Annotated in this window: 19 protein-coding genes; 5 read left to right on the top strand and 14 right to left on the bottom strand. The window is 48.8% G+C overall.

Annotated elements, in window-relative coordinates:
* Positions 1-118 precede the first annotated feature (118 nt).
* Positions 119-1,012 carry a Tim44 domain-containing protein gene (locus tag GMA8713_RS00795; protein WP_062704789.1) on the bottom strand — a complete coding sequence of 298 codons (894 nt, stop codon included), beginning with the start codon at positions 1,010-1,012 and terminating at the stop codon, positions 119-121.
* A gap of 322 nt (positions 1,013-1,334) precedes the next feature.
* Here GMA8713_RS00795 and GMA8713_RS00790 point away from each other — a divergent pair, with 322 nt between their 5' ends.
* From GMA8713_RS00790 to GMA8713_RS00780, 3 genes are all read left to right on the top strand, one after another.
* A complete protein-coding gene (locus tag GMA8713_RS00790) occupies positions 1,335-1,730 on the top strand; it encodes an NINE protein (protein WP_062704787.1) in 396 nt (131 codons plus the stop codon).
* Positions 1,731-1,850: 120 nt separating this feature from the next.
* On the top strand, positions 1,851-2,450 hold the full coding sequence (locus GMA8713_RS00785; RefSeq protein WP_062704785.1) for a TetR/AcrR family transcriptional regulator: 600 nt from the start codon (positions 1,851-1,853) through the stop codon (positions 2,448-2,450).
* A gap of 17 nt (positions 2,451-2,467) precedes the next feature.
* On the top strand, positions 2,468-4,333 hold the full coding sequence (locus GMA8713_RS00780; RefSeq protein WP_062704783.1) for an MFS transporter: 1,866 nt from the start codon (positions 2,468-2,470) through the stop codon (positions 4,331-4,333).
* Here the strand turns inward: GMA8713_RS00780 and menE are convergent.
* Genes menE through GMA8713_RS00750 form a run of 6 tightly spaced genes read right to left on the bottom strand, consistent with a single transcriptional unit; the run spans position 4,330 to position 11,348 of the window.
* On the bottom strand, positions 4,330-5,673 hold the full coding sequence (gene menE, locus GMA8713_RS00775; RefSeq protein ID WP_062704781.1) for an o-succinylbenzoate--CoA ligase: 1,344 nt from the start codon (positions 5,671-5,673) through the stop codon (positions 4,330-4,332). The genes GMA8713_RS00780 and menE overlap by 4 nt on opposite strands.
* Entirely contained in the window at positions 5,655-6,635 is a 981-nt protein-coding gene (menC, locus tag GMA8713_RS00770; protein WP_062704779.1) for an o-succinylbenzoate synthase, read from the bottom strand. The genes menE and menC overlap by 19 nt, the downstream gene beginning before the upstream one ends.
* A 12-nt stretch (positions 6,636-6,647) precedes the next feature.
* Complete coding sequence (menB, locus tag GMA8713_RS00765) at positions 6,648-7,514, bottom strand: 1,4-dihydroxy-2-naphthoyl-CoA synthase (RefSeq protein ID WP_062704777.1); 867 nt, start codon at positions 7,512-7,514, stop codon at positions 6,648-6,650.
* 24 nt (positions 7,515-7,538) lie between these two features.
* Complete coding sequence (gene menH / locus GMA8713_RS00760; protein WP_062704775.1) at positions 7,539-8,333, bottom strand: 2-succinyl-6-hydroxy-2,4-cyclohexadiene-1-carboxylate synthase; 795 nt, start codon at positions 8,331-8,333, stop codon at positions 7,539-7,541.
* Complete coding sequence (menD, locus tag GMA8713_RS00755; protein WP_062704773.1) at positions 8,317-10,035, bottom strand: 2-succinyl-5-enolpyruvyl-6-hydroxy-3-cyclohexene-1-carboxylic-acid synthase; 1,719 nt, start codon at positions 10,033-10,035, stop codon at positions 8,317-8,319. The genes menH and menD overlap by 17 nt, the downstream gene beginning before the upstream one ends.
* Positions 10,032-11,348 (bottom strand): isochorismate synthase, encoded by a 1,317-nt coding sequence (locus GMA8713_RS00750; RefSeq protein ID WP_062705076.1) that lies wholly within the window; start codon positions 11,346-11,348, stop codon positions 10,032-10,034. The genes menD and GMA8713_RS00750 overlap by 4 nt, the downstream gene beginning before the upstream one ends.
* Positions 11,349-11,843: 495 nt before the next feature.
* Between GMA8713_RS00750 and GMA8713_RS00740 the strand changes: the two genes are divergently transcribed.
* Positions 11,844-13,058, top strand: coding sequence for a pyridoxal phosphate-dependent aminotransferase (locus GMA8713_RS00740; RefSeq protein ID WP_062704769.1), 1,215 nt, complete (start codon positions 11,844-11,846; stop codon positions 13,056-13,058).
* Between the two features lie 123 nt (positions 13,059-13,181).
* Here the strand turns inward: GMA8713_RS00740 and rrtA are convergent, their stop codons facing one another.
* On the bottom strand, positions 13,182-13,745 hold the full coding sequence (rrtA, locus tag GMA8713_RS00735; protein ID WP_062704767.1) for a rhombosortase: 564 nt from the start codon (positions 13,743-13,745) through the stop codon (positions 13,182-13,184).
* A 49-nt stretch (positions 13,746-13,794) separates the two neighbouring features.
* On the opposite strand from rrtA, the gene GMA8713_RS00730 reads away from it, so the two are divergent.
* On the top strand, positions 13,795-14,421 hold the full coding sequence (locus GMA8713_RS00730) for a tRNA-uridine aminocarboxypropyltransferase (RefSeq protein ID WP_062704765.1): 627 nt from the start codon (positions 13,795-13,797) through the stop codon (positions 14,419-14,421).
* A gap of 135 nt (positions 14,422-14,556) precedes the next feature.
* Here GMA8713_RS00730 and GMA8713_RS00725 read toward each other — a convergent pair whose 3' ends face one another.
* The 6 genes from GMA8713_RS00725 to lon form a co-directional block, all read right to left on the bottom strand.
* The gene (locus GMA8713_RS00725; RefSeq protein WP_062704763.1) at positions 14,557-15,912 is read right to left on the bottom strand and encodes an anti-phage deoxyguanosine triphosphatase; all 1,356 of its coding nucleotides are present in this window, start codon (positions 15,910-15,912) and stop codon (positions 14,557-14,559) included.
* Complete coding sequence (gene yfbR, locus GMA8713_RS00720; protein ID WP_062704761.1) at positions 15,905-16,501, bottom strand: 5'-deoxynucleotidase; 597 nt, start codon at positions 16,499-16,501, stop codon at positions 15,905-15,907. Before yfbR ends, GMA8713_RS00725 begins: the two co-directional genes overlap by 8 nt.
* A gap of 199 nt (positions 16,502-16,700) precedes the next feature.
* A complete protein-coding gene (locus tag GMA8713_RS00715; protein WP_062704759.1) occupies positions 16,701-16,985 on the bottom strand; it encodes a ComEA family DNA-binding protein in 285 nt (94 codons plus the stop codon).
* A 159-nt stretch (positions 16,986-17,144) separates the two neighbouring features.
* Complete coding sequence (ppiD, locus tag GMA8713_RS00710; RefSeq protein ID WP_062704757.1) at positions 17,145-19,037, bottom strand: peptidylprolyl isomerase; 1,893 nt, start codon at positions 19,035-19,037, stop codon at positions 17,145-17,147.
* 288 nt (positions 19,038-19,325) lie between these two features.
* Positions 19,326-19,598 carry a nucleoid-associated protein HU-beta gene (gene hupB, locus GMA8713_RS00705; protein WP_062705075.1) on the bottom strand — a complete coding sequence of 91 codons (273 nt, stop codon included), beginning with the start codon at positions 19,596-19,598 and terminating at the stop codon, positions 19,326-19,328.
* Positions 19,599-19,796: 198 nt separating this feature from the next.
* Positions 19,797-22,169, bottom strand: coding sequence for an endopeptidase La (gene lon / locus GMA8713_RS00700; protein WP_062704755.1), 2,373 nt, complete (start codon positions 22,167-22,169; stop codon positions 19,797-19,799).
* Positions 22,170-22,568: the final 399 nt, after the last annotated feature.

The raw sequence follows: 22,568 nt of genomic DNA, 5'->3' as shown, positions 1-22,568 counted from the left end.
TAACTGCGAATCAACAAATAAGCTAACGTGAATCATTGAAGTGATTGTTCAATAAAGATGAACAAAAAAAGAGCAGCCACTTGGACTACTCTTGATTAGGGGGATTTTTGCTAAATCATTAGGCTTGAATACCAACAATCAACCAAGGCGCGTTTGCTTGCGTCATATCACGTTCAAGATGCCAAATATCCGTAATGTCTTCTTCAACACCTTCCTGACGGTCAGTGTAGCGGCCACTGAACTGCAAGCTCAGTTGCGCGCGTTTGCTGTCGTAATCAGCACGCACGATTTCCGCGTCTACATACATCACTTCAGTATGCTGCTCACCTTCCAGCTTACGGCGTTCTTCAGCCAGATCGTTATATAGTTCAGGCGTCACGTATTCCTGAATGGTTTCAAGCTGGTTGTGGTTCCATGCACCTTGAAGAATACGGTAGTGCTCACGGGCACCGTTTACAAAACCTGCCATATCGAAGTTCGGCGGGAAGTTGAACGGTACATCGGTATTCACTGCACCAAAACCACCTGTCGAAGATGTCGCCGCTGACTCACGGAACTGAGGCTGCTGTTCCTCGTGGTAGTAACCTTTGTTTTGCGGCTCTTGTCCACCAGCGTAAGCCTGTTGATTTGGTCGGTTCATCGAACCACTCTTGGCCGCCATCATGCTCTTAAAGATCTTAAACAGCACGAATGCGATGATTGCGACAATAAGGAAATCCATCATCTGGAAACCTTCAAACGCACCACCAAACATGGCTGCAATCAAACCACCAGCCAACAGACCGCCCAGCAAGCCGCCCATCAAGCCTTTCTTAGATGACGACTTCGCTGCTGCCGCAGGATCGTTTTGCTTATTGATAGAATTAGTGTTGGTAGGTTGTGATTTTGGCGCTGGCGCCGTCTTGAAGCTTTTGCCGAAAGACTTACCGCCACCGAACTTCTTCGCCTCAGCATGTGGTGCGGATACCACCATCACGAACATCAGCGCGAACAGAGTAAAAAAGCGTTTCATTGCAAACCTTTTGTTTCAATGTCAAATAACGCAACAAGCGTAAGGTAACTCCATGCTATGTCAGCAGCACGGAAAGTCAAACCCTGTTGCGGGCGAAAATGTTACCAATCGTTTAAATTTTCTCTAAATGGCTATACGTAACTGCGAGCAAGATTTCTCCTTTTTGGCGAATTTTTGAGAACAATGAGGTAAACCTTTGAGGGGATGGCGATCCTAGATGAACAATTGCCTTACAATGCAGTCCATATTCATAGAGAGGAAATAAACCCAAAGATGCTCGCATTCAGATTGTTTGGGTGTAACAAAATTAAAGGTTGATGCGATGAATGATACACACAGTAAAGTCGTTGGATACATTTTGTGGATCTTTGGCTTTCTCGGTGCACACCGTTTCTATTATGGTAAACCAGTAACGGGAACGATCTGGCTCTTCACATTTGGACTACTAGGTATCGGATGGCTGATAGACCTGTTCTTGATTCCCTCAATGGACCGTGAAGCAGACCTCCGCTTCAACAGCGGACAAGTAGATTATTCTGTTGCTTGGATTTTGCTGACTTTCCTCGGCGTATTCGGTATTCACCGCATGTATATGGGGAAATGGCTGACTGGCATTCTTTACCTTTTTACCGCCGGGTTTTTCCTTATCGGTGTCATTTACGATTTCTGGACGCTCAACGACCAAGTGTCTATCAAAAATGCTGAGCGCTTCAGCTAAAGTTTGTCTTCGATGCCTCTCAGTAAAGTGCTCATATCTAAACTGAGAGGCTTGTAACTTGCCCTTTCCAGACCCCACTCCTAAAATATCGAACATTGTTCACTATTTGCAGTAAAAGTAATGGCACGCAGAAATGACCATAGCCGCGAAGAGCTGGTAGAAATGACGCTTAATTGCGTTGAAGAGTACTTGAACAACCAGCCTTATCATGCTTTGAGTTTACGAAAAGTCGCTGCTCAAATCGGCTATGTGCCCAGTACATTGGTCAATGTCTTTGGCAGTTATAATATTCTGCTGCTGCATGTTGTGGCACGTACTCTTGATGACTTACGTCATCAGGCTCAACAAAAGCTAACTGGCACCTCTAACTGCCGTGAAGCCTTGTTTACCCTCGCGCACCTTTACCTCGAGTTTGCATCAAAAAATCCTTATCGCTGGCAGTTGGTCTTCGAGCACAGCATGAAGGGCGACAAGCTTCCTGACTGGCAGAGCGATCGTATCCAGAGCATGACAGGTATGCTGGAAAGCTTGCTTAAACAACTTTCTCCGGCAAAGAGTGAAGAGGAAGTGGTAGAGGCAAGCCGCGTACTCTGGGCGGGAGTTCATGGCATCACGCTGCTCGCAGTTGACGACAAGTTCTTCACCTCAGTGCCTGTCAATGGTGCAGAGCTTATTGATAACCTACTGACAGGCTACCTGAAGAGCTGGACTGACGCTTAATAGCCGGGAAAGAAAGAATGACAAGCCAGACCGGGCTTCTGAAACAGCGACGTTTTCTGCCCTACTTTATCACCCAGGCACTCGGCGCATTCAATGACAACGTTTATAAAAATGTCCTGTTGATCCTTGTTGCCTTTGCCGGTCCCGGTGTTATCGGGATCAGTACAGACCTTTTTATCAATCTTGCTGCCGGGTTGTTCATCCTCCCCTTCTTTTTGTTCTCTGCTTTTGCCGGGGAACTCGCGGATAAATTCGAAAAATCGGGATTTATTCGTGGCGTCAAATTGCTTGAAATCGGCATCATGAGTCTCGCTGCCATTGCTTTTATCTACGAAAGCTATATGGCGCTCTTGGTTCTTCTCTTCTTGATGGGAACACAGTCAGCGTTTTTTGGCCCTGTTAAATACGCCTTGCTGCCGCAAACCCTGAAACCCCAGGAATTGGTTTCGGGTAATGCTTTGGTTGAAACCGGTACGTTCCTTGCGATTTTGCTAGGTACCATGGTGGCGGGTGTCATCGCGAATATGGATGGTGCAAGAGATATTGCTGCTATCTCTGTGGTGGTGTTTGCCTTGCTCGGTTATCTGAGCGCCCGTTCTATTCCTGAGGTGGCTGCTGGCGACCCTTCTCTCAAAGTCAGTTTCTCTCCTATCCGACAAATGAAAACCACGCTGGCGATTGCCCGTAAAGATAGAGTTGTGCTGCAGTCGATTCTTGGGATCAGTTGGTTTTGGTTTCTGGGTGCAAGCTACCTTACGCAATTCCCGAATTTCGCCAAGCTTCACCTTGGCGGTAATGAAGCAACCGTTTCCTTCCTGCTGACGCTTTTCTCCGTCGGGATTGCTGTCGGCTCACTACTTTGTGACAAGCTTTCAGGCCATCGTATTGAACCCGGTATCGTGCCAATTGGCGCAATGGGTTTGACCATTTTTGGTATCCACCTGATGGTCTCGACGCCTGCAGCGCCTTCAACTGCTGCAAGCTTTGTAGAATTTATTGCCGACCCGTCACTGTGGTGGGTGTTTGTTGATTTACTGTTGATTGGTATTTTCGGGGGTATTTTCATTGTTCCCCTGTATTCCATGATGCAGGCACGCTCAGAAGATAGTGAGCGCTCACAGGTCATCGCCGCTAATAACATATACAACGCCTTGTTTATGGTCACCAGTGCGATTCTCGCCATGGTGCTGCTAGGTGTTGTCGGCTTGAGTATCCCTGATTTTTTCCTCGTGCTGGCCCTGCTGAATCTCGTTGTCACCCTCTATGTGGGCAAGCAGGTTCCACTGTTCGCTTTACGCTTTGTTATTTGGTTCTTAAGCCACAGCTTCTATCGCGTGACACACAAAAACCTCCAGAACATTCCAAAAGAAGGCGGCGCATTACTGGTATGTAACCATGTCAGCTATGTCGATGCCCTGATTCTGGCAGGCGCTTGTCCGCGCCCTATTCGTTTTGTGATGGACGAAGATTACTACCACCTACCCGTCCTGAACTATTTCTTCCGTGCCAGCCGCGTTATTCCTATCAAACTCACTAGCGGCTCCATACGTTGTGCGCTAAAGGAAGTGAAAAATCAGCTCAGTGACGGCGAAGTAGTGTGTATTTTCCCAGAAGGCCAGCTCACGTCTGATGGTGACATGCAGCCATTCAAACGTGGCATAGACCTAATTCTGAAACAGTCATCAGTTCCTGTAATACCTATGGCTTTGAAAGGTTTATGGGGAAGTTATTTCAGCCGTGAAGGTGGTCGTGCCCTGCTCAAATTACCAAAACGGTTTTGGTCAAAAGTGGAAGTCGAGGCGGGAAGTCCGGTTCAGCCAGAAGATGCAAGATGCGACCGATTGTTTAGTGATGTGAAAACGTTAAGAGGCGATTATCGTTAATCCAGCTGTTCGCTTGTCAGCCAATCAGCTAACGCGCGGCGGGAGATTTTTATCCCGCCGTCTAGCAAGTGCTTCGGTATCGAGTATGCGGCTTTAGGCACCTGATGGGACGGCAGCAACGACTTTGCATAAGCCAGAAAGTCACCTTGATTAACATTGCCCATCACCAACGCAACAGGAACCTGCCCCCACTTGGCATCCGCAACGGGCAATATAAACAGTTGAACTATTCCTTCAAAGCCAGAAAGCACCCTTTCAATACTCTCCGGCTGCACATTCTCGCCGCCACAGATAAACATGTTATCCAAGCGACCAAGAATCTGAAGCTCGCCCTCTACCCATTCACCTTTATCTTTAGTCGCAAACCATCCGTCCGACAAAGGCTCCAACTTTCCGCCAATCAGGTAACCCGATGAAAGCGTGTCTCCTTTCACCATGATTTCACCAAGGCTGGAAAGCATAAGTTCACGATGCGGAAGCGGGCGACCTACCGAGAAAAGTCCATTCGCCCGTTTCGCCGTGATGGTCGATGCCATTTCTGTCATCCCATAGCCACACCAACAGCCAATACCTTTTGCTTCGGCTTCATCCACCAGCGCTTGGGGTATCACTGCACCGCCCAAAAGCACGGATGTTAACGAAGAAGGACGCTCTCCTTGCATCAATCGCTGCAATTGCGTCGGTACCAAGGAAGCGTGAGTCACACCTTCTAAAGCTGAGCGCAACGCATCACCTTTGGTGTATGCAATCTTCAGAGTCGCCCCACGCTGTAACCACCGCCAGATAATGGCAACACCGGAAACATGAAATAGCGGCAGGGAAAGAAGCCAGCAATCACTCTCACTAAATGGCATCAATGAAAACAATCCGCTGGTACTCGTCAAATGGGCATTGGCATTGTGAGTGACCGCTTTGGGTATCCCCGTCGAGCCAGAAGTCAGAACAAGGGTCAGGATATCTTGGGGATTAAATGGCACCACATCAGACTGTTGCCAATATCCAGAAGGACATGCGGTATGCGGGTCGATAACCATCTCAATCCCCGCTTTCTCGAGTACCTCTTTCTGGAATGCTTGAGAGAAAGCCGGATTCAGCAGCAGTGTTTTCAAGCCTTGTTGCCAGGCAGCAAGGATAACCAAAAGGGTTTGGTAATCATTTTGCGAGAGGATGGCTACATAGCGGTTATGCGGTTTGGGCAGCAACGGCATACTGCCTATATCTGAAACAAGGCGCTGCCAACTAATAGCCTCGTCTTCCAGATATAAAGCAGTATGCAGGGGTTTTACCTCACCCCAGTAAAGCCAGGGCCAAGTTTCAAAACTTATGGGTGCGCCTGCCATACTACTTCACAGTCAGTCAGTGTTTTCATTGGTAACTCACAGCCTGGCCACGTTTGCTCTAACTGCTCACCAAACAATGAGACTGTATCGAGCCCCGGAACGCTTTCCGGCGTTAGCCATTGGGCGATGCGCGCCAGTGTGTTGAGGCCAAAACTGGATTCAATACTGGAGCTGATCACCGCTTCCAACCCCATGGTATGTGCCTGTTCAACCAGTACTTTCACTGTTTTCAGTGAGCCCACTAAAGTGGGTTTAATCACTATCGCAGATAATCCGGTTTTGCATTCTAGCGAAAAGCCTTCATCGCGCAGGGTCTCATCCCACGCAATGGCAATGCCGGTTTCTTTACTGAATTCGAGGCTTTGCTCGGGCGTCGGACAAGGCTCTTCTAAAAAGGCGATGCGTGAGCGGAAAGCAGGATTCACATAGTTAGAAAACTGCGCTGCTTTTACCGGTGTCCACTGACGGTTAGCATCCAGTCGAAGGCGCAAATCTGGAAGGATTTCCAGAAACATATTCACCACCATGCCATCACGAATCGGCTCGTAAAGGCCCACCTTAATTTTCGCCACTTTCTCGCCCGGCAATTCTGCAAGCTTTTCAACCAGCTCATCCGGATCGCCGCTACACAAGGGCACAGCGAGGAAATTACCTTCCGCCGGGATTTCACCATCAAGTTCCGCCAGTGCAGCGGACAAACCAAAAGCAACCGAAGGATAGAGCGAGTCCCAATCTATTTCGCCGTCCTCCAGCCACTGCGCTAAACAAAGCTCACTCTGAGTTTGTGCTTGCTCGATGGTTTCAGCACTGAATCCTGGCAAAGGCGCAATTTCGCCTCTGCCCACTTTCTCAAAGTCTTTAAGTTCGACAATCAAGCCATCTCGCTGCGCCAGACGGGAGTGACGCAAAATCACACCACTGTCCATCGGCAACGAATAACGGTAAAGCGTTGCTTGCTTCATCTTCCCGCCCTGTTATGGGTTACGTGGGAATTTGTCGAAGTCTGGGCGACGTTTTTCATTGAAAGCGTTGCGGCCTTCCTGACCTTCTTCGGTCATGTAGAACAACATGGTCGCGTTACCTGCCAGTTCTTGTAGACCCGCCTGACCATCACAGTCCGCATTTAGTGCCGCTTTCAGGCAGCGCAGCGCCATTGGGCTGTGCTGAAGCACTTCACGGCACCAACGAGCAGTTTCACGCTCAAGCTCTGCGTAAGGGACAATGTGGTTAACCAGCCCCATATCCACGGCTTCTTGCGCATCGTAAAAGCGGCAAAGAAACCAGATCTCGCGGGCTTTCTTCTGACCGACGATACGCGCCATGTAAGATGCACCCCAGCCGCCGTCGAAAGAACCGACTTTCGGGCCAGTCTGACCAAATTGTGCGTTATCCGCTGCGATCGTCAGGTCACACATCATGTGAAGCACATGCCCACCACCCACAGCGTATCCTGCCACCGAAGCAATCACAGGCTTAGGACAGGTACGGATTTGGCGTTGGAAGTCCAGCACGTTCAAGTGGTGTGTACCTTCATCGTCACGATAGCCGCCGTAGTCGCCACGGATCCTCTGGTCACCACCGGAACAGAATGCATGCTCACCCTGACCACGCAGCACGATCACACCCACTTTTTCGTCGTATCGTGCATCGGCCAGCGCTTTGATCATCTCTTTCACTGTTTGAGGGCGGAATGCATTACGTACTTCAGGACGGTTGATAGTGATTCGCGCGATACCGTCTTCCGATTTTTCAAAAAGGATGTCTTCATAGCCTTCAGAGCAATCATTCCACACCACTGGTGCATACAGTTCCTGTTCAGTTAAGCCTGTTGTTCTAGCCATAGTGTTACCATTTAAATTATTGAATTAATGAGGTTCAATCAGTTGTCTAACCAGCTGGCAAAACAGCTTGGGCTGTTCTGCATGAATGTTGTGGCCGGCGTCTGGGACAATGGAATAAGACAGCCCCGAATGCATCGCCAATGCCAGAAACTTATTGTCCTTCTCTCCACACAGGTAGTGCACCTTTGCTGGCAACGTTCTAAGCAAATCGCCCAGAAAATCCTGTTGGGATAAGGATGTAGCACGCAGCATGCTTGCCACTTTTGTACCGAGGTTATCACTGCGCTTAACGATCAAACTTTGTCTTTGCGCATGATTTAGTGAGGAAAACACTGGTTGTTGGTACCAATCTTGAAGCACATCAACAATGGGCTCATTTTCAAAACGCACCGCCCATTTTTCATCATGTTCACGTCTTGCCACTCTCTCGGGTTCAGGTAAACCTGGATGCCCATTTTCGATAATGAGCCCAGCGAAAGGTACGCTGGTCACCCCGCGAGAACATGAGCAATGGGTAGCCATATACATAGCAATGCGTGCGCCCAGCGAATAGCCCACCAGCCAGAAAGGTGAAGACAATGTCTCACTGATCGTTGCTATCACTTTGTTGCGGGTATCTCCAAAGCCGACCGCTTCGAAATGTTGGCTGCCGCCGTGCCCCGGCAAATCGATAGCAAGACACAGATATTCTTTGGAAAGCTCTTCGATGACAGGCTGCCAATCCCTATGGTCACCAAGCAGGCCATGAAGGAATACAAGGGCAGGTTTGTCTGCCTGCCCTTGGAGGGAATAGCTCAATCTTTCAGAGCAGTTCTGCATTGGCAATTTCACTAAACAGTGCTTTAAGTGCCTTGCCGCACTCGCCCGCCCGAGTCTTGAGTTCAATCACCGTTGTTCCCGGCGTAGACTGCGCATCGATGCATTGTGATCGCGCGGTTTCCAGCGATGAAGGGCACACATAATTGAGCCCAAACATCGCGGCTGCGTGGGAGAAATCAACACCATGCGGCATGCGATAGTAAGTTTCTTTGTTCGCATCCGGTACCGGAAGCATATCGAAAATGCCTCCGCCATCATTGTTGATGATGATCAGTACAAATGGCTGCGGATTGTTAGCCAGTAACGCGAGGCTGTTAAGATCGTAGAGCGCGGAAGTGTCCCCCATCAGCATTGCCATCGGACGCTGTCTTTCGCGCTGAACGCCTGAAGCCGTGGCAATCAGACCATCAATACCCGATGCACCGCGATTGGCAAACACGGCTTTTTCTGGCAGTTGACTACACATGTCCAACAGGCGGATCGCCATGCTGTTTCCAATAAAGAGGTCGCTCTGTTCCGAAAGCCAATGGCTGAAGTCCGCAGCCAAGCTGACTTCTGACAGCGATTCATCAGACGAACCGTTGAAAGCCGCCAATTGCTCAAAATATTGTTGGCTCGCCACAACCAATGCATCAGCCCAACGTGCTTGTTCGGCATCACGGGTGATTTCTGTCAATGCCAGCGCCATATCAGCCAATGACGCATTGATGCGCAAACCGCCTCGATGACTGGGATCCAGCCTTCCTGGATGTTTCTCTACCAACCAGTAGTTACCCTCAAACTGGTTGATGAATTGGCCTAGGCGTTTTGATACCAAACGGCTACCAAATTGAACGATAACATCAGCCTGTTTTAGCACTTCGGCACACGTGGGGTTTTGCAACCAAACATCAAAACCGGCAAATGCAGAGCCTTGGCTCGCTTGAGGATCACAGAAAATAGGCCATTGAAGCTTCTGCGCTAGCAGTTCAATGGCTTGGCGCTCACGTAAAGAGGCCTTACCCACCACTAACACGCCTTTTTGGTGCTGGAGCTGAGCCCAATCGCGCAAAGGCTGACTTAAATCTTCGCGTGAAGGCATGAAGGACAAGTAAGGCTCATCACTCTCCAGCCAGATTCGTACTGGCTCAAGGTAGGACGAAACGTCTTCCATTTCCCCGTATAAAGGTTCAGGGAATGGACAGTTGATATGATAACTCCCGCCCAGTTCTGACTGACGATGCAGCCCCTCTGACACTGTCGACAATAACCAAGCTGGCGAGATTTGTTCTGTGGGTGACGGCAAGAAACTCGTCACTTCTGCGTGCTCGCTGAAAATGTCCTGCTGGCTGATTGCCTGATTAGCGCCACATTGAATAAGCTCAGGCGGACGATCGGCAGTCAGAAGCACCAGCTTTTCGCGGGTTAAACGGCTTTCTGCCACAGCTGGCAGCAAATTCGCTACCGCTGTACCTGACGTGACAATCACGGCAACGGGTTTGTCAGAGGCTTTCGCCAATCCCAGCGCCAAAAATCCCAACCCGCGTTCATCAAAATGGGTATGCAGGCGAATGGAGGAATCAAGGCTTTGAAGTCTTTCCGCTTCCAGCGTTAGCGGTGTTGAGCGCGAGCCCGGAGCAATACAAATGTCTTTCACACTCGCACGTTGCACTGACATCAAAATCAGTCGCGCCCAGATACGGTTGATGATTGAAGGCTTCATCCGGCTTTTTTCTCCAATTGTTTTTCCGGTGAAGGACCCAAGAGATTTCGAAGTGTCGCCATTTTCCGGTCGAGTTCTTTCCACTCACTCTCCGCCACAGAGCCCGGCACGATACCGGCGCCCGCAAAAAGATGGACTTTGTTATCAACAACCAGAGCACTTCGGATCGCCACACAGAATTCACTTTGCTCAGCGCTGAGGTAACCCACTGAGCCGCTGTACCATCCACGAGCGAAAGGTTCATTCTCGACGATAAAATCCACCGCTCTCTCGCGGGGCAACCCAGCCACAGCTGCAGTTGGCTGTAATAAATCCAGCAAAGTAGAAGAAAGTACATCAGCGACCAAACTCGCCTCAATATCGCGCTTTAAGTGCTGCACATTACGAAGGCGCACTAAATGTGGCGTGACTTCCACATCCAATTGCTCGCTATGGGGTATAAGCCGTTGCGTAATGTCATCAACAACCAGACGGTTCTCATAGATATTCTTGCTGTCATTGAGCAGCCAGTTCGCCAGCGATAGGTCCTCCTCGGCGTCTTTACCGCGACCTATGGTGCCTGCCAATGCTTCGGTATATAGCTCGTCGCCGTTTCGCCAGAATAGACGCTCTGGCGTCGAACCAACAAAGCAGTGCTTTTCATCCAGCGCCAGTAGAAAGTGAAAGTTTGACTTATTACTGTCGAGAGAGGCTTTCAGCAGGCTGGCAGCCGGCAAAGCTCTGTCGAGCTCCAGTGTCGTCTTACGTGCCAATACCACTTTCTGAAGATCAGTTGTTTCAATCGACGACAGAGCATTCCTCATCATGGTTGACCATTGTTTAAACTCTGGCTGATGCTGAGTTGCCAGTACTTCACAGTCCGGATGGGATAGCGGTTGGGACTGGCTGATCAATTTGGATAATGTGGCGCGAATTTTTAATAGGTCATCGCAAACGTTCAGCGTGATGAACCACTGTCCATCACGGCAAACTATCTCGATCTGGGGAAGGAAAAAGAAAGACTTGAGACAACGTTGGTCGCGCTCTGTCCGTCCATCGAACGACCGCCCGCCCCAAATTCGCTGGCCTTTAGCGAGTTGACTCTCTGCACAGGCAGGTTCAGAAAATGTTTTAACCTGTCCAAGTGCTAATACCTGTTCTTTACCATCCCGGGTTTGCCAGTAGAATTTAGGGAACAAGGGCTGCGAGTGAAACCAATCCAGCGGATCAGTATTCATTGACCAACAAAATGGCTCAGATAGCTGAGGCGGTAATGGTGATACCGTTAAAAGGGATTTTATCAGTCTATCAATAGCTTGCCGCAAATTTGTCAAACTAACCTCGCTTAAAGCCACGGCCCACACGCACTAGTTCTTGTAGGTAAATGTTCAAGTTCCCAGAAGTTGATGCTTCGAGGCACTCGCGGTGTGGCTAAGAAAACAATCATTCCTCCTCAATGCTACGATGACCTTTGCATTCATTGCTTTCATCTAGATCAATTTCACGTGCTACTTTTAAAAAAATTAATCCCCAGCCATTTTTACTTGCTACGACCACTCTGGAAGGCCAAATAACTTGTAGCAGCCTATAAAACGGGGAATCACGTGCGCTCATCCATCCGATTTTTACCAACATTTCCTTTTGATAATTAGGACTAAGACACTATCAATTGTGACGAAACTCACCTTCAACAGAACAAAACACCCATACTTAGGATTTAATCACTGATTTTAGGTGTTTTCGCCATTTCTTACTATTGACTACTTATAAATCGACTTTTATTAGTGTAATTTACTGCAAAACAGCAATTTTTAAGCTCAGGAACCAAGATGCAAGAAATCGGGATGTCGACCAAGCTGGACAACGTTTGTTACGACATACGTGGCCCAGTGATGAAAGAGGCAAAACGCCTCGAAGAAGAAGGCCACAAAATTCTAAAATTGAACATCGGCAACCCGGCACCATTTGGTTTCGACGCACCAGATGAAATTCTGGTAGACGTGATCCGAAACCTGCCAACTTCTCAGGGTTATTGTGATTCCAAAGGAATTTACTCGGCGCGTAAAGCGGTGGTTCAGCACTACCAAAAACGCGGCATGCTGGATTTGGATGTTGAGGACGTTTACCTCGGTAACGGTGTCTCAGAACTGATCGTAATGGCAATGCAGGCGCTGCTGAACGGTGGCGACGAACTCTTGGTACCTTCTCCTGACTACCCACTGTGGACAGCGGCAGTATCACTGTCTGGCGGTAAACCCGTTCACTACATGTGTGATGAAGAATCGGACTGGTATCCAGATCTGGATGACATCAAAGCTAAGATCACGCCAAATACCAAAGGTATCGTGCTGATCAACCCAAATAACCCAACGGGTTCGGTTTACAGCCGTGATTTCCTATTAGAGATTGCGGAAATCGCCCGTCAGAACAACCTGATCATTTTCGCCGATGAAATCTACGACAAGATCTTGTATGACGGTGCTCAACACCATTCTATGGCGCCATTGGCACCGGATGTGTTCTGCGTAACCTTCAGTGGCCTGTCGAAATCCTATCGCGTGTGTGGCTTCCGCTCTGGCTGGATGATCCTGTCAGGCCCCCGCCATCTGGCGAAAAGCTATATCGCAGGCTTGGAGATGCTGGCGTCAATGCGTTTGTGTGCAAACGTGCCGATGCAGCATGCAATCCAAACCGCGTTGGGTGGTTACCAGAGTATCAATGAACTGATTCTGCCAGGTGGCCGTTTGCTGGAACAACGTGATAAGGCATGGGAACTGCTAAACCAAATTCCTGGTATCAGTTGTGTGAAACCAAAAGGTGCGCTGTACCTGTTCCCAAAAATCGACACCAAGAAATACAGCATCCATAACGACGAAAAAATGATGCTGGACTTCTTGCTGCAGGAAAAAGTGTTGATGGTTCATGGTACGGGTTTTAACTGGCACAAACCGGATCACTTCCGTATCGTGACACTTCCGCGTGTGGATGATTTGGAAATGGCGATTGGCCGTTTCGAGAGATTCCTGTCGACGTATCGTCAGTAAGATAATAGGTCCTAGGGTCCTAGGGTCCTAGGGTCCTAGGGTCCTAGGGTCCTAGGGTCCTAGGGTCCTAGGGTCCTATAGAGATTTTAAAGTCGTAGCTAAGACGTCAAGCTTTTGATTTCCCTAGGATCTAGGACCGCTCTGCCCAGGACCTTCTTTCCATACCAGCGCAAAAGCCATCCCAACTAACGCGCCTGCCACATGCGCCTGATAGGCAACACCTGCTTCTATCAAATCCGCAGTCATTGCATCTCCGCCCGTATAAGCTTCATATCCGAGTTTTACTATCACACCTGCAAGCATAATCCATCCCAGAGGTACTTTGTTCTGGATATCCCGCACCACACCCCAAACAAACAAGCCATGTAAGACACCTGATAGCCCAGCGTACCAATCAAAAGGACTGACGAACATGACCGCGCCTATCACGACCATCATCACCCAAATCATGGGAATAAGGCTTCGGCTGCCATAGTATTCGCGATGAAGAAAAGTGAGTACCACCAGCCCTGTCAGGTTCATGGCAAGATGGATAAAATTGGTGTGCGTCAGGTTTCCTGTTACGATTCGCCACCACTGCCCAGCAAGAATATCTGTGCGATCCCACACCATGAGTTGGTGAATGATAGGAATTTGGGCAATCAGTATGATGATGGCAAGCAAGCCAACAAACCTAAGATGAGCCAATATGTGCTCCAAGCTTCGTGATATTAGTAAGTTATAGCGTACCGTGGTCATGAACCAGAAAGCCAGTCGATATTGTCCGCAGTGCGGAAAAGCCAACAAAGCCTGCATCTGCCCTTTCATCCAGAAGATTGAAAGTGATATGCCTGTGATCGTCCTCCAGCACCCTTCAGAGGTTAAGCAGCCCATCGGTACGGCGCGTATTCTTTCCCTGTCGCTCCCTAACTGTCGACTCATCGTAGGAGAAGACTTCAGTGACAATGATGAGCTTAATGAACTTCTGGACAGCGATGTTCATTATACCCTGCTCTACCCAGCTGAAACATCTGAGCCGATTAGGGACTGGCACGTTGACACTGGCAAACGCCGCGGTTTGATTCTGCTCGACGGTACCTGGCGAAAAGCCTTTAAAATGTATCAGCTCTCCAAAAACCTGCAGGCACTTCCTTGCGTGAAGCTGGATGATATCCAGAGCGGAAATTACCGCATACGAAAATCCCCAATCGACGGTGGCCTTTCAACCGTCGAGGCCGGCTTCTACGCCCTGTCAGCGATGGCGGGCGACAGCGAACCTTTCAAGCCGCTAATGAATGCTTTCAATGAAATGATTGAGTTTCAGATAAAACAAATGCCGCCCGGTGTGTTTGAGCGGCATTATGGGGGGAAAGATAGGTCCTAGGGTCCTAGGGTCCTAGGGTCCTAGGGTCCTACAAAGATTTTAAAGTTGCAGCTACGACGTCAAGCTTTTGCTTTATCTAGGATCTAGGACCGCTCTTTGCTCTTCCTAGGATCTTCTTTCCCTAGGACCTAAAATCTATCGAATCGGATACAGTGGTCCGTGACTTGATGCGGTAAACATGGTCGCGTGAAGCCTTTGCGCATAACCATCTGTCATCCCGGATATGTAATCCGCGATGGTGCGGCGACCGCTTTTTCCTTCGGCTATTTCCTGTTGCCATTGGGCGCGAATCGCAACAGGTAGCAACCTTTGTGGATCGGCATCAAACGCATCAAAAAGCTCCATCACCAGTTGCTGACCTTTGTATTCAACCACCTGAAGTTCTGGTTTCTGTACCACAAACTCACTGACAAAGGCTTTCAGCACTGACAATACCGTATCCATGATATCTGTCAGCTTGGCGTTCCATTGAAGCAAGGGATCGTCAAAGCGGTTCACACCGTCCTGCACAGAAGGCTCAATCGCTATGGATGTCAGCAGAGTGTTGACCAATGCACCAATAGCATCTTTTCGTTCATAATGTGGACCAAACATTTGATCGCTCAAATGCCCAATGTTCTCTTCCAGCCAAGGATCACCACACTCCGCCAGTTTGCTGGCTACTGCTTCCTGCCATTGGTCGCGGTGAACAATACCCATCACAATGGCATCTTCGAGATCATGAACGCCGTAAGCAATGTCATCCGCCAGCTCCATGATCGAACAATCCAGCGATTTATAACGGGTACGGCCATGTTGGTTTTGCGTTGGTGCCATTCTCAGTGAAGTATACAGAGTAGCATCGGTTTCAGACATGCCATCCAATACCCAGTTAAACCGGTCCAGGTCATCTTGATAGATGCCTTTTGCAGGGTGCCACTCCGAGGCTTTCAGGTGACGAAACTCGACAACATCAGGCGGAAGCGCTGAGCGCAATATGGATGCAATCGGCGCCGGATATTTCAATAACCCCAGCAAAGTACGACGGGCGAGGTTCATGCCGTCATGTTCGGTATAAGGCTCAAGTAAGGTAACGATGCGAAAGGTCTGCGCGTTTCCTTCAAAGCCGCCGTCGTTGCGCATCATATAGTTCAGCGCGATTTCACCACCATGACCGTAAGGCGGATGGCCAATGTCGTGTGCAAGGCACAAGCTTTCCATCAAGCTGGTTGAAGGCAAGATATCACGAAACTCGGGCTGTTTCTCTTTGATTTGGGCAAGAATACCGGTACCTATTTGTGACACTTCGAGCGAATGCGTCAGGCGCGTACGGTAAAACTCGCTATGTTCCGCGCCAAGTACCTGCGTTTTTGCCTGAAGACGTCGGAACGCTGCGGAATGGAGAATCCGGGCACGATCACGCTGGAACACAGAACGCTTGTCGTTGCGACGCTTTTTGTTTTCTTCGGCAAGCCGCGCTTCCCATTCCAGTGAAAGTGTCAGTTCAGTCATCGCTGATTTCATCCAGAGAAAGCTCAAAGCTTGGGGCAAAGGTCGTCATGAAATATTCGGTCGCTTTGCTACCCCTCTCACTCATGGTTGTTTCCAAACGACGTTTCGCCTGCTGAAATTCGTGGTTCCCCGCAGAAAGTTCCTCAAGGCATTTTAAATAGGCACAAATCGCATCAGCTTGTTTCACCAAACGATAATCATCGTCATCGATGGCCTCGCTATCGATAAGCGGCCTGTAGTCTTCCCGGAACTCTTCCGGCAACATGCCAACCAATTTGTCTTCCGCAACACGCTCAATCTTTTTGTATTCATCCGCAATGGCTGGATTGAAGTACTTAATAGGTGTGGGCAGATCACCTGTCAGCACTTCACTGCAGTCATGAAACATGGCAAGAAGGGCGACACGCTCTGGCGAGTATTGCCCACCAAACTTCTTATTTTCTATCAGTGCCAGCGCATGGGCGACAAACGCCACCTGAAGGCTGTGCTCGGAGATGTTTTCATTAGAGACATTGCGCATCAGCGGCCAGCGATAAATAAGCTTCATACGCGCGAGATGGGCAAAGAAATGGCTTGTTTTCTGACTCATGGCTTCCTTGATGTCATTAGAACAGTTCTTTACTCATTCTGTTGTCGTCAGCCGAATTTCTCAAGCCCTATACACACACAACCTGAAAATGCCTCTGAATGAGAGCATCTTCAGGTTGTGGGTATAATCGTGGATAGCGAAAATTGGGGAGAACGTGCTCCCCAGCAAACACCAATAAGGATACTAGGGCCTGTTGAGATCAGAGCACGATGCGGTCGCGGTTCTTCTCAACAATTGAATCGCCAATACCCTTCACGCCTTTCAGATCATCTGCCGATTCAAATGCACCATTGGTGTTTCGGTAATCTACGATCGCTTGGGCTTTTGCTTTCCCAACACCATCCAAATACTTGTCGAGCTCTTCGACTTCAGCGGTGTTAATATTCACTTCTGCTGGTGCAACCAGCGCACCATCCTGAGCTGATGCCAAAGGCGAAAGTATCAGTGTGATGGCAAAAAAGATTGCCGATAGAATTGATTTCATATCTGTTTCCATTGTGTTGTTTAAAATGTTTCACAAAGATACAGATCGGCTTGGGACATGCCATTGGAAGGGATAAAAAAACGACGGGGGACGTAAAGTCCCCCGTTGATGCAACTTATCAATTACAGTCGCTTGGCAATCAAATCAAGTTGGATTGATTTATTGCTCAACAGCATCCAGTGTGTAAGTCACTTCAGTGTTTTCTTTCAACTGCGCGATAACAGACTCCAGATCGATGTTCGCTGTGCTACGCGCCACTCGCTCTGCCATCTGGCTTTGTAGGCTGATTTCTTCAGTCGCAGGCTCTTTCACTGAATCAAGCGCCACTAACAATACATCACCATTGACGTTACGGGTAAAGCCGTATTCCGCTTTGCCTTCTACCGGCGTTTTCATGGTAAATGCCAGCTCTACTGTTTCACGCTCAGGAGAAACGCGCGCCAGCTCTGCTTCTTCGCCAAACGCGTAACCTGAAGCATTCAGACTTGCGTCGTTGCCGTCGCTTAGTTCAGCAACCAGTGTATTTGCCAACGCTTCAGCGGCTTTTTCGCCTTCCTGACGCTTCAGTTGCTCTGTTACCTGAGCTTCTACCTCAGCAAAAGGCAGTATCGTTTCAGGGCGAACTTCGTCGACACGAACCACCACAACATGCTCTGGGGCAATTTCGATGATGTCAGAGTTCAGGCCGTCTTCACGCACCTCTGGTTGTTGCAGCGCCTGGGCAACCAATGGGTTAGCCAGTGCACCTTGCAGTTCAGACAGAGACACGAAATCTGTTCTCTCAACTTTCGCATTGACTGACTCAGCGGCATCTTCCAAGTTGTCTGGCATTTCAAATGCTTTTTCAGCCAGCTCGTTCGAAAGGGAATAAAACTTCTCTACCGCGTGATTTTGTTTCAGTTGAGCCATGATTTCATCACGAACTTCAGCAAAAGGTTTAGCATCCGATGGCTTCACGTCATCCAACTTAATGATGTGGAAACCAAAATCAGACTTAACCACGCCAGAAACATCGCCTTTGTTCTCCAGCCCAAATGACGCTTCTTCAAACGCAGGATCCATCACACCTTTGTCGAACCAGTCCAGTTCACCACCTTGTTCGGCACTGAAGGTATCATCAGAGCGGGTTTTCGCCAGTTCAGCGAAGTCTGCACCGCCTTTCAGCTCAACAAGTACCGCTTCTGCTTTTTCTTTTGCCGCATCGTCGTCACCCTGAATCATAATGTGACTGACTTTACGCTGCTCAGCAGTACCATAGTTTGCTTTGTTGGCATCGTAGTAAGTTTGCGCTTCTTCTTCCGTTACATCAGCAACGTCAGCGATGCCTTCACCAGACAACTCAACATAGGCAATCTTAAACTGTTCTGGGCGAACAAATTGAGACGGGTTTTGCTCGTAGTAAGCCTGTTTCTGCTCTTCGGTGATATCCGCTTTTTCAGCAAAATCAGCCAGAGGCAAAGTCAGTGTGCGAACCATGCGCGTTTGACCTTCGAGCTTATAAAGGGACTCAAGTTCACCTTCCAATGCGAATTCACTGCTGATCAGTGCATTAACAAACTGCTCGCGAACCAGATCCTGACGTACATACTCCGCAAACTGATCAGGTGTTAGACCGTTACGGCGAAGTGCTGCCAGATACAAATCGTTGTCAAACAAGCCTGTTGCGCCACGGAATGCTGGCATATCACGAATAGACTGTTTGATTTGTGCATCACTGACTCGTAGACCGAGGTCCTTGGCTTCCTGATCCAGCAGCGCCTGATTCACCATACGGTCCAGTACATTGCGGCGGAATTGTGCCAGGTAGTTCGGGTCACCCAACAGAGTAGAGAAGAAGTCTCCGGCCTGTGCTTGCATCTGTGCACGCTCATTTTGGTAAGCTTGCTCGAATTGATTGCGGCTAATTTCTTGATCGCCCACTGTCGCAGCAGGTACTACCGTGCCACCTGCCAGGTAGCCGCCAACACCAGCGAAAACAAAGGAAAAGATAATAAGGCCTAAGATGATCTTAACCGCGATGCTGTTTACGCCTTCGCGTAGTCGCTCCATCATAACGCGCCGTCACTCCTGCTTATTGAAACGTTCGTCTTTCACATACCCTCTCTTGCACAGCAAATGGCCGATACACATTCGTGTACACAGTCAATTCTTATCAAGAGGAGTTGTTTCGGTATAAACCAATCAACCTGAAGGTGCAAGAAGGTTGGTTCTAAAACTAAAAAAGCGCATCGAGAGATGCGCCTTTACACTCTGATTGAGCCTGATTATACGCTGATGTCGCATACTTTACAGCTTAAAACTAGGACTGCTGCGACAAAGAGCAAAACGAGACGTTTAAGGTTAGTTAACCGCGTCTTTCAGAGCTTTACCAGCTTTAAAGCCTGGGACTTTAGCAGCTGCAATCTTGATTTCCGCACCAGTTTGAGGGTTACGGCCAGTACGTGCTGAACGCTCACGAACTGAGAAAGTACCGAAACCAACCAGCGCGACTTGGTCGCCTTCTTTCAGGCTATCTGATACAGCTTCAATCAGTGCATCTAGAGCGCGACCTGCTGATGCTTTAGACAGATCAGCATTTTCTGCAATTTTATCAATTAACTGCGACTTGTTCACTTTTTCATCCCCTTTACAAACGAACCACAAATCCCATTCTTTGCGGCGGCAGCCGACATTTTCGGTACCAGTAGTTATCAAACAAGACTTAAAAACGCTGTAGCTGTTATGAATGAAGGGCTTGCAGCGTTTTAATTAACTTAGCCCTCAAAAAAAAAGCTGACAAGCCTTTTACCGACTGTCAGCGCTTTACGTTGCTTAATTTTGCTGCACGTCACTCTTTTGTGGGGTTACAAGCTCGATTCCGAGAGGATTGTCTTGTAATGCAAGAGTGAGAACTTCGTCGATCCAGCGCACAGCATGGATGTCTAAGTCTGCTTTTACGTTATCTGGAATCTCTTCGAGATCACGTTCGTTCTCTTTCGGGATGATAACCGTCTGAATGCCACCACGGTGTGCAGCCAGCAGTTTTTCTTTCAAACCGCCGATTGGCAGCACTTCACCACGCAGTGTAATTTCACCTGTCATCGCCACATCAGCGCGCACAGGGTTACCTGTTAGGCTTGAAACCAGTGCCGTACACATCGCAATACCGGCACTTGGGCCATCTTTCGGCGTCGCACCTTCTGGCACGTGTACGTGAATATCACGCTTCTCATAGAAGTCGTTATTAATACCAAGCTTCTCAGCGCGGGTACGAACAACCGTCATTGCTGCCTGAATCGACTCCTGCATCACATCACCCAGAGAACCGGTTTGTGTCAGCTTACCTTTACCGGGCATTGACTCAGTCTCAATGGTCAGCAGATCGCCACCGACTTGCGTCCACGCAAGGCCTGTCACCTGACCAATACGGTTGCTCTCGTCCGCTTTACCGAAGTCAAAGCGTTGAACACCAAGGTAGTCTTTCAGGTTGTCCTGATTGATGGTGATGGTTTTAGTGTCTTTGTTCAGCAGAATTTCTTTCACTGCTTTACGGCACAGCTTAGAGATTTCACGCTCAAGGTTGCGCACACCCGCTTCACGGGTGTAGTAGCGGATGATGCCAATGATGGCTGAATCTTCGATTTCAACTTCTTTTGGCTTAAGGCCGTTACGCTTAACTTGCTTATCAACCAAGTGCTGCTTAGCAATGTTCAGCTTCTCGTCTTCGGTGTAACCCGACAGACGAATCACTTCCATACGGTCAAGCAGTGGGCCAGGGATATTCATCGAGTTCGACGTCGCCACAAACATGACGTCAGACAGATCGTAATCCACTTCCAGATAATGGTCGTTGAATGCATTGTTTTGCTCTGGATCCAACACTTCTAACAGCGCAGAAGACGGGTCGCCACGCATATCAGAAGACATCTTGTCGATTTCATCCAGCAAGAACAGTGGGTTCTTCACACCAACTTTAGCCATTTTCTGGACAAGCTTACCCGGCAGAGAGCCGATGTAAGTACGACGGTGACCACGGATTTCCGCTTCATCGCGCACGCCGCCCAGTGCCATGCGGGTGTACTTACGGCCTGTTGCTTTTGCAATTGACTGACCGAGAGAGGTTTTACCCACGCCTGGAGGCCCTACAAGACACAGAATAGGTCCTTTAAGCTTGTTCACTCGGTTTTGTACCGCCAAGTACTCAAGGATGCGCTCTTTTACGCGCTCAAGGCCATAGTGGTCTGAATTCAGAATCTCTTCGGCTTTCGCCAAGTCTTTCTTCACTTTCGAGCGCTTCGACCATGGCACGCTCACCATCCAGTCGATATAGCTTCGAACCACAGTCGCTTCTGCCGACATAGGCGACATCATCTTCAGCTTCTGCAGTTCTTGCTCGGTTTTTTCTTTGGCTTCCTGAGGCATCTTAGATTCTTCAATCTTCAGCTTCAGGCTTTCAAATTCGTCAGGCGCGTCATCCAGCTCACCCAATTCTTTTTGGATAGCTTTCATCTGCTCGTTGAGATAGTACTCGCGCTGACTCTTTTCCATCTGCTTCTTAACGCGGCTGCGGATACGCTTCTCAACCTGAAGCAGATCGATTTCTGATTCCATCATGGTCATCAGGAACTCGAGGCGCTCAGCAATATCAATGATCTCCAACACTTGCTGTTTATCATTGAGTTTCAAAGGCATGTGCGCAGCAATGGTGTCTGCAAGGCGCGCGGCCTCTTCAATACCATTCAGTGACGTCAGCACTTCAGGTGGGATCTTCTTGTTCAGTTTGATAAAACCTTCAAACTGACTGATCGCAGTACGCACCAGCACTTCCTGCTCGCGCTCATCCATCTCTGGCGTCAACATGTATTCAGCATCAGCGGTGAAGAAGTCATCTTCATGGAACTTTTTAACTTCCGCACGCTGCAAGCCTTCCACCAGCACTTTCACTGTGCCGTCGGGCAACTTCAGCAACTGGAGAATCGAAGCGACAGTACCAACTTGATAAAGGTCTGAGATTGATGGGTCATCAGTAGCGGCATCTTTCTGCGCTACCAAAAGAATCTGCTTATCATTGTCCATCGCTGCTTCAAGGCAACGAATGGATTTATCCCGTCCCACGAAAAGCGGGATAACCATGTGAGGATAAACAACCACGTCACGCAAAGGCAGGACCGGAATTTCAATGCGCTCGGAACGCTCCAAGTTCATATTTTTCTCTCTTCCGTTTTCGTTATTACTGAGTATATGGGGATAGATTGTCAGGATTCAACGGCATAGTCAGCAGAAAGTAAAAAAGGGAGCCCACGCTCCCTTTTTTTCGATATTTTGTTGGTTAAATAAGCAACTTAACCCTAGGGTCTGTTGACCTTTGGTGGTTAAATTTTGTTCTAGCTCTAAGCGTTTTAGGCGCGACGAGGTGTGTGCCGCCTAGTACTCTAAGCAAATACACCTCAACAAAGCATAAAACGCTTAGAGCAGAACCCTTCGGGCAGCATTTGTGGGGAATTTCTGCTACGTTATCGGCTTCTCATGTAGGCTTGCTACACATCGAAGCCTCTGCCTTGCATAAAATCCCCACAAACTGCTGCAAAAATCATCACCAAAGGT

Source organism: Grimontia marina (assembly GCF_900060185.1).
GTDB classification, from domain to species: domain Bacteria; phylum Pseudomonadota; class Gammaproteobacteria; order Enterobacterales; family Vibrionaceae; genus Enterovibrio; species Enterovibrio marinus.
Note: the sequence above shows the minus strand (reverse complement) of the source record. Positions and strands in the feature narration are given on the sequence as shown.

Coding starts and splice junctions, on each gene's coding strand:
- GMA8713_RS00795 (WP_062704789.1), bottom strand. CDS start 1,012: ATGAAACGCTTTTTTACTCTGTTCGCGCTGATGTTCGTGATGGTGGTA.
- GMA8713_RS00790 (WP_062704787.1), top strand. CDS start 1,335: ATGAATGATACACACAGTAAAGTCGTTGGATACATTTTGTGGATCTTT.
- GMA8713_RS00785 (WP_062704785.1), top strand. CDS start 1,851: ATGGCACGCAGAAATGACCATAGCCGCGAAGAGCTGGTAGAAATGACG.
- GMA8713_RS00780 (WP_062704783.1), top strand. CDS start 2,468: ATGACAAGCCAGACCGGGCTTCTGAAACAGCGACGTTTTCTGCCCTAC.
- menE (WP_062704781.1), bottom strand. CDS start 5,673: ATGGCAGGCGCACCCATAAGTTTTGAAACTTGGCCCTGGCTTTACTGG.
- menC (WP_062704779.1), bottom strand. CDS start 6,635: ATGAAGCAAGCAACGCTTTACCGTTATTCGTTGCCGATGGACAGTGGT.
- menB (WP_062704777.1), bottom strand. CDS start 7,514: ATGGCTAGAACAACAGGCTTAACTGAACAGGAACTGTATGCACCAGTG.
- menH (WP_062704775.1), bottom strand. CDS start 8,333: ATGCAGAACTGCTCTGAAAGATTGAGCTATTCCCTCCAAGGGCAGGCA.
- menD (WP_062704773.1), bottom strand. CDS start 10,035: ATGAAGCCTTCAATCATCAACCGTATCTGGGCGCGACTGATTTTGATG.
- GMA8713_RS00740 (WP_062704769.1), top strand. CDS start 11,844: ATGCAAGAAATCGGGATGTCGACCAAGCTGGACAACGTTTGTTACGAC.
- GMA8713_RS00730 (WP_062704765.1), top strand. CDS start 13,795: ATGAACCAGAAAGCCAGTCGATATTGTCCGCAGTGCGGAAAAGCCAAC.
- GMA8713_RS00725 (WP_062704763.1), bottom strand. CDS start 15,912: ATGACTGAACTGACACTTTCACTGGAATGGGAAGCGCGGCTTGCCGAA.
- yfbR (WP_062704761.1), bottom strand. CDS start 16,501: ATGAGTCAGAAAACAAGCCATTTCTTTGCCCATCTCGCGCGTATGAAG.
- GMA8713_RS00715 (WP_062704759.1), bottom strand. CDS start 16,985: ATGAAATCAATTCTATCGGCAATCTTTTTTGCCATCACACTGATACTT.
- ppiD (WP_062704757.1), bottom strand. CDS start 19,037: ATGATGGAGCGACTACGCGAAGGCGTAAACAGCATCGCGGTTAAGATC.
- lon (WP_062704755.1), bottom strand. CDS start 22,169: ATGAACTTGGAGCGTTCCGAGCGCATTGAAATTCCGGTCCTGCCTTTG.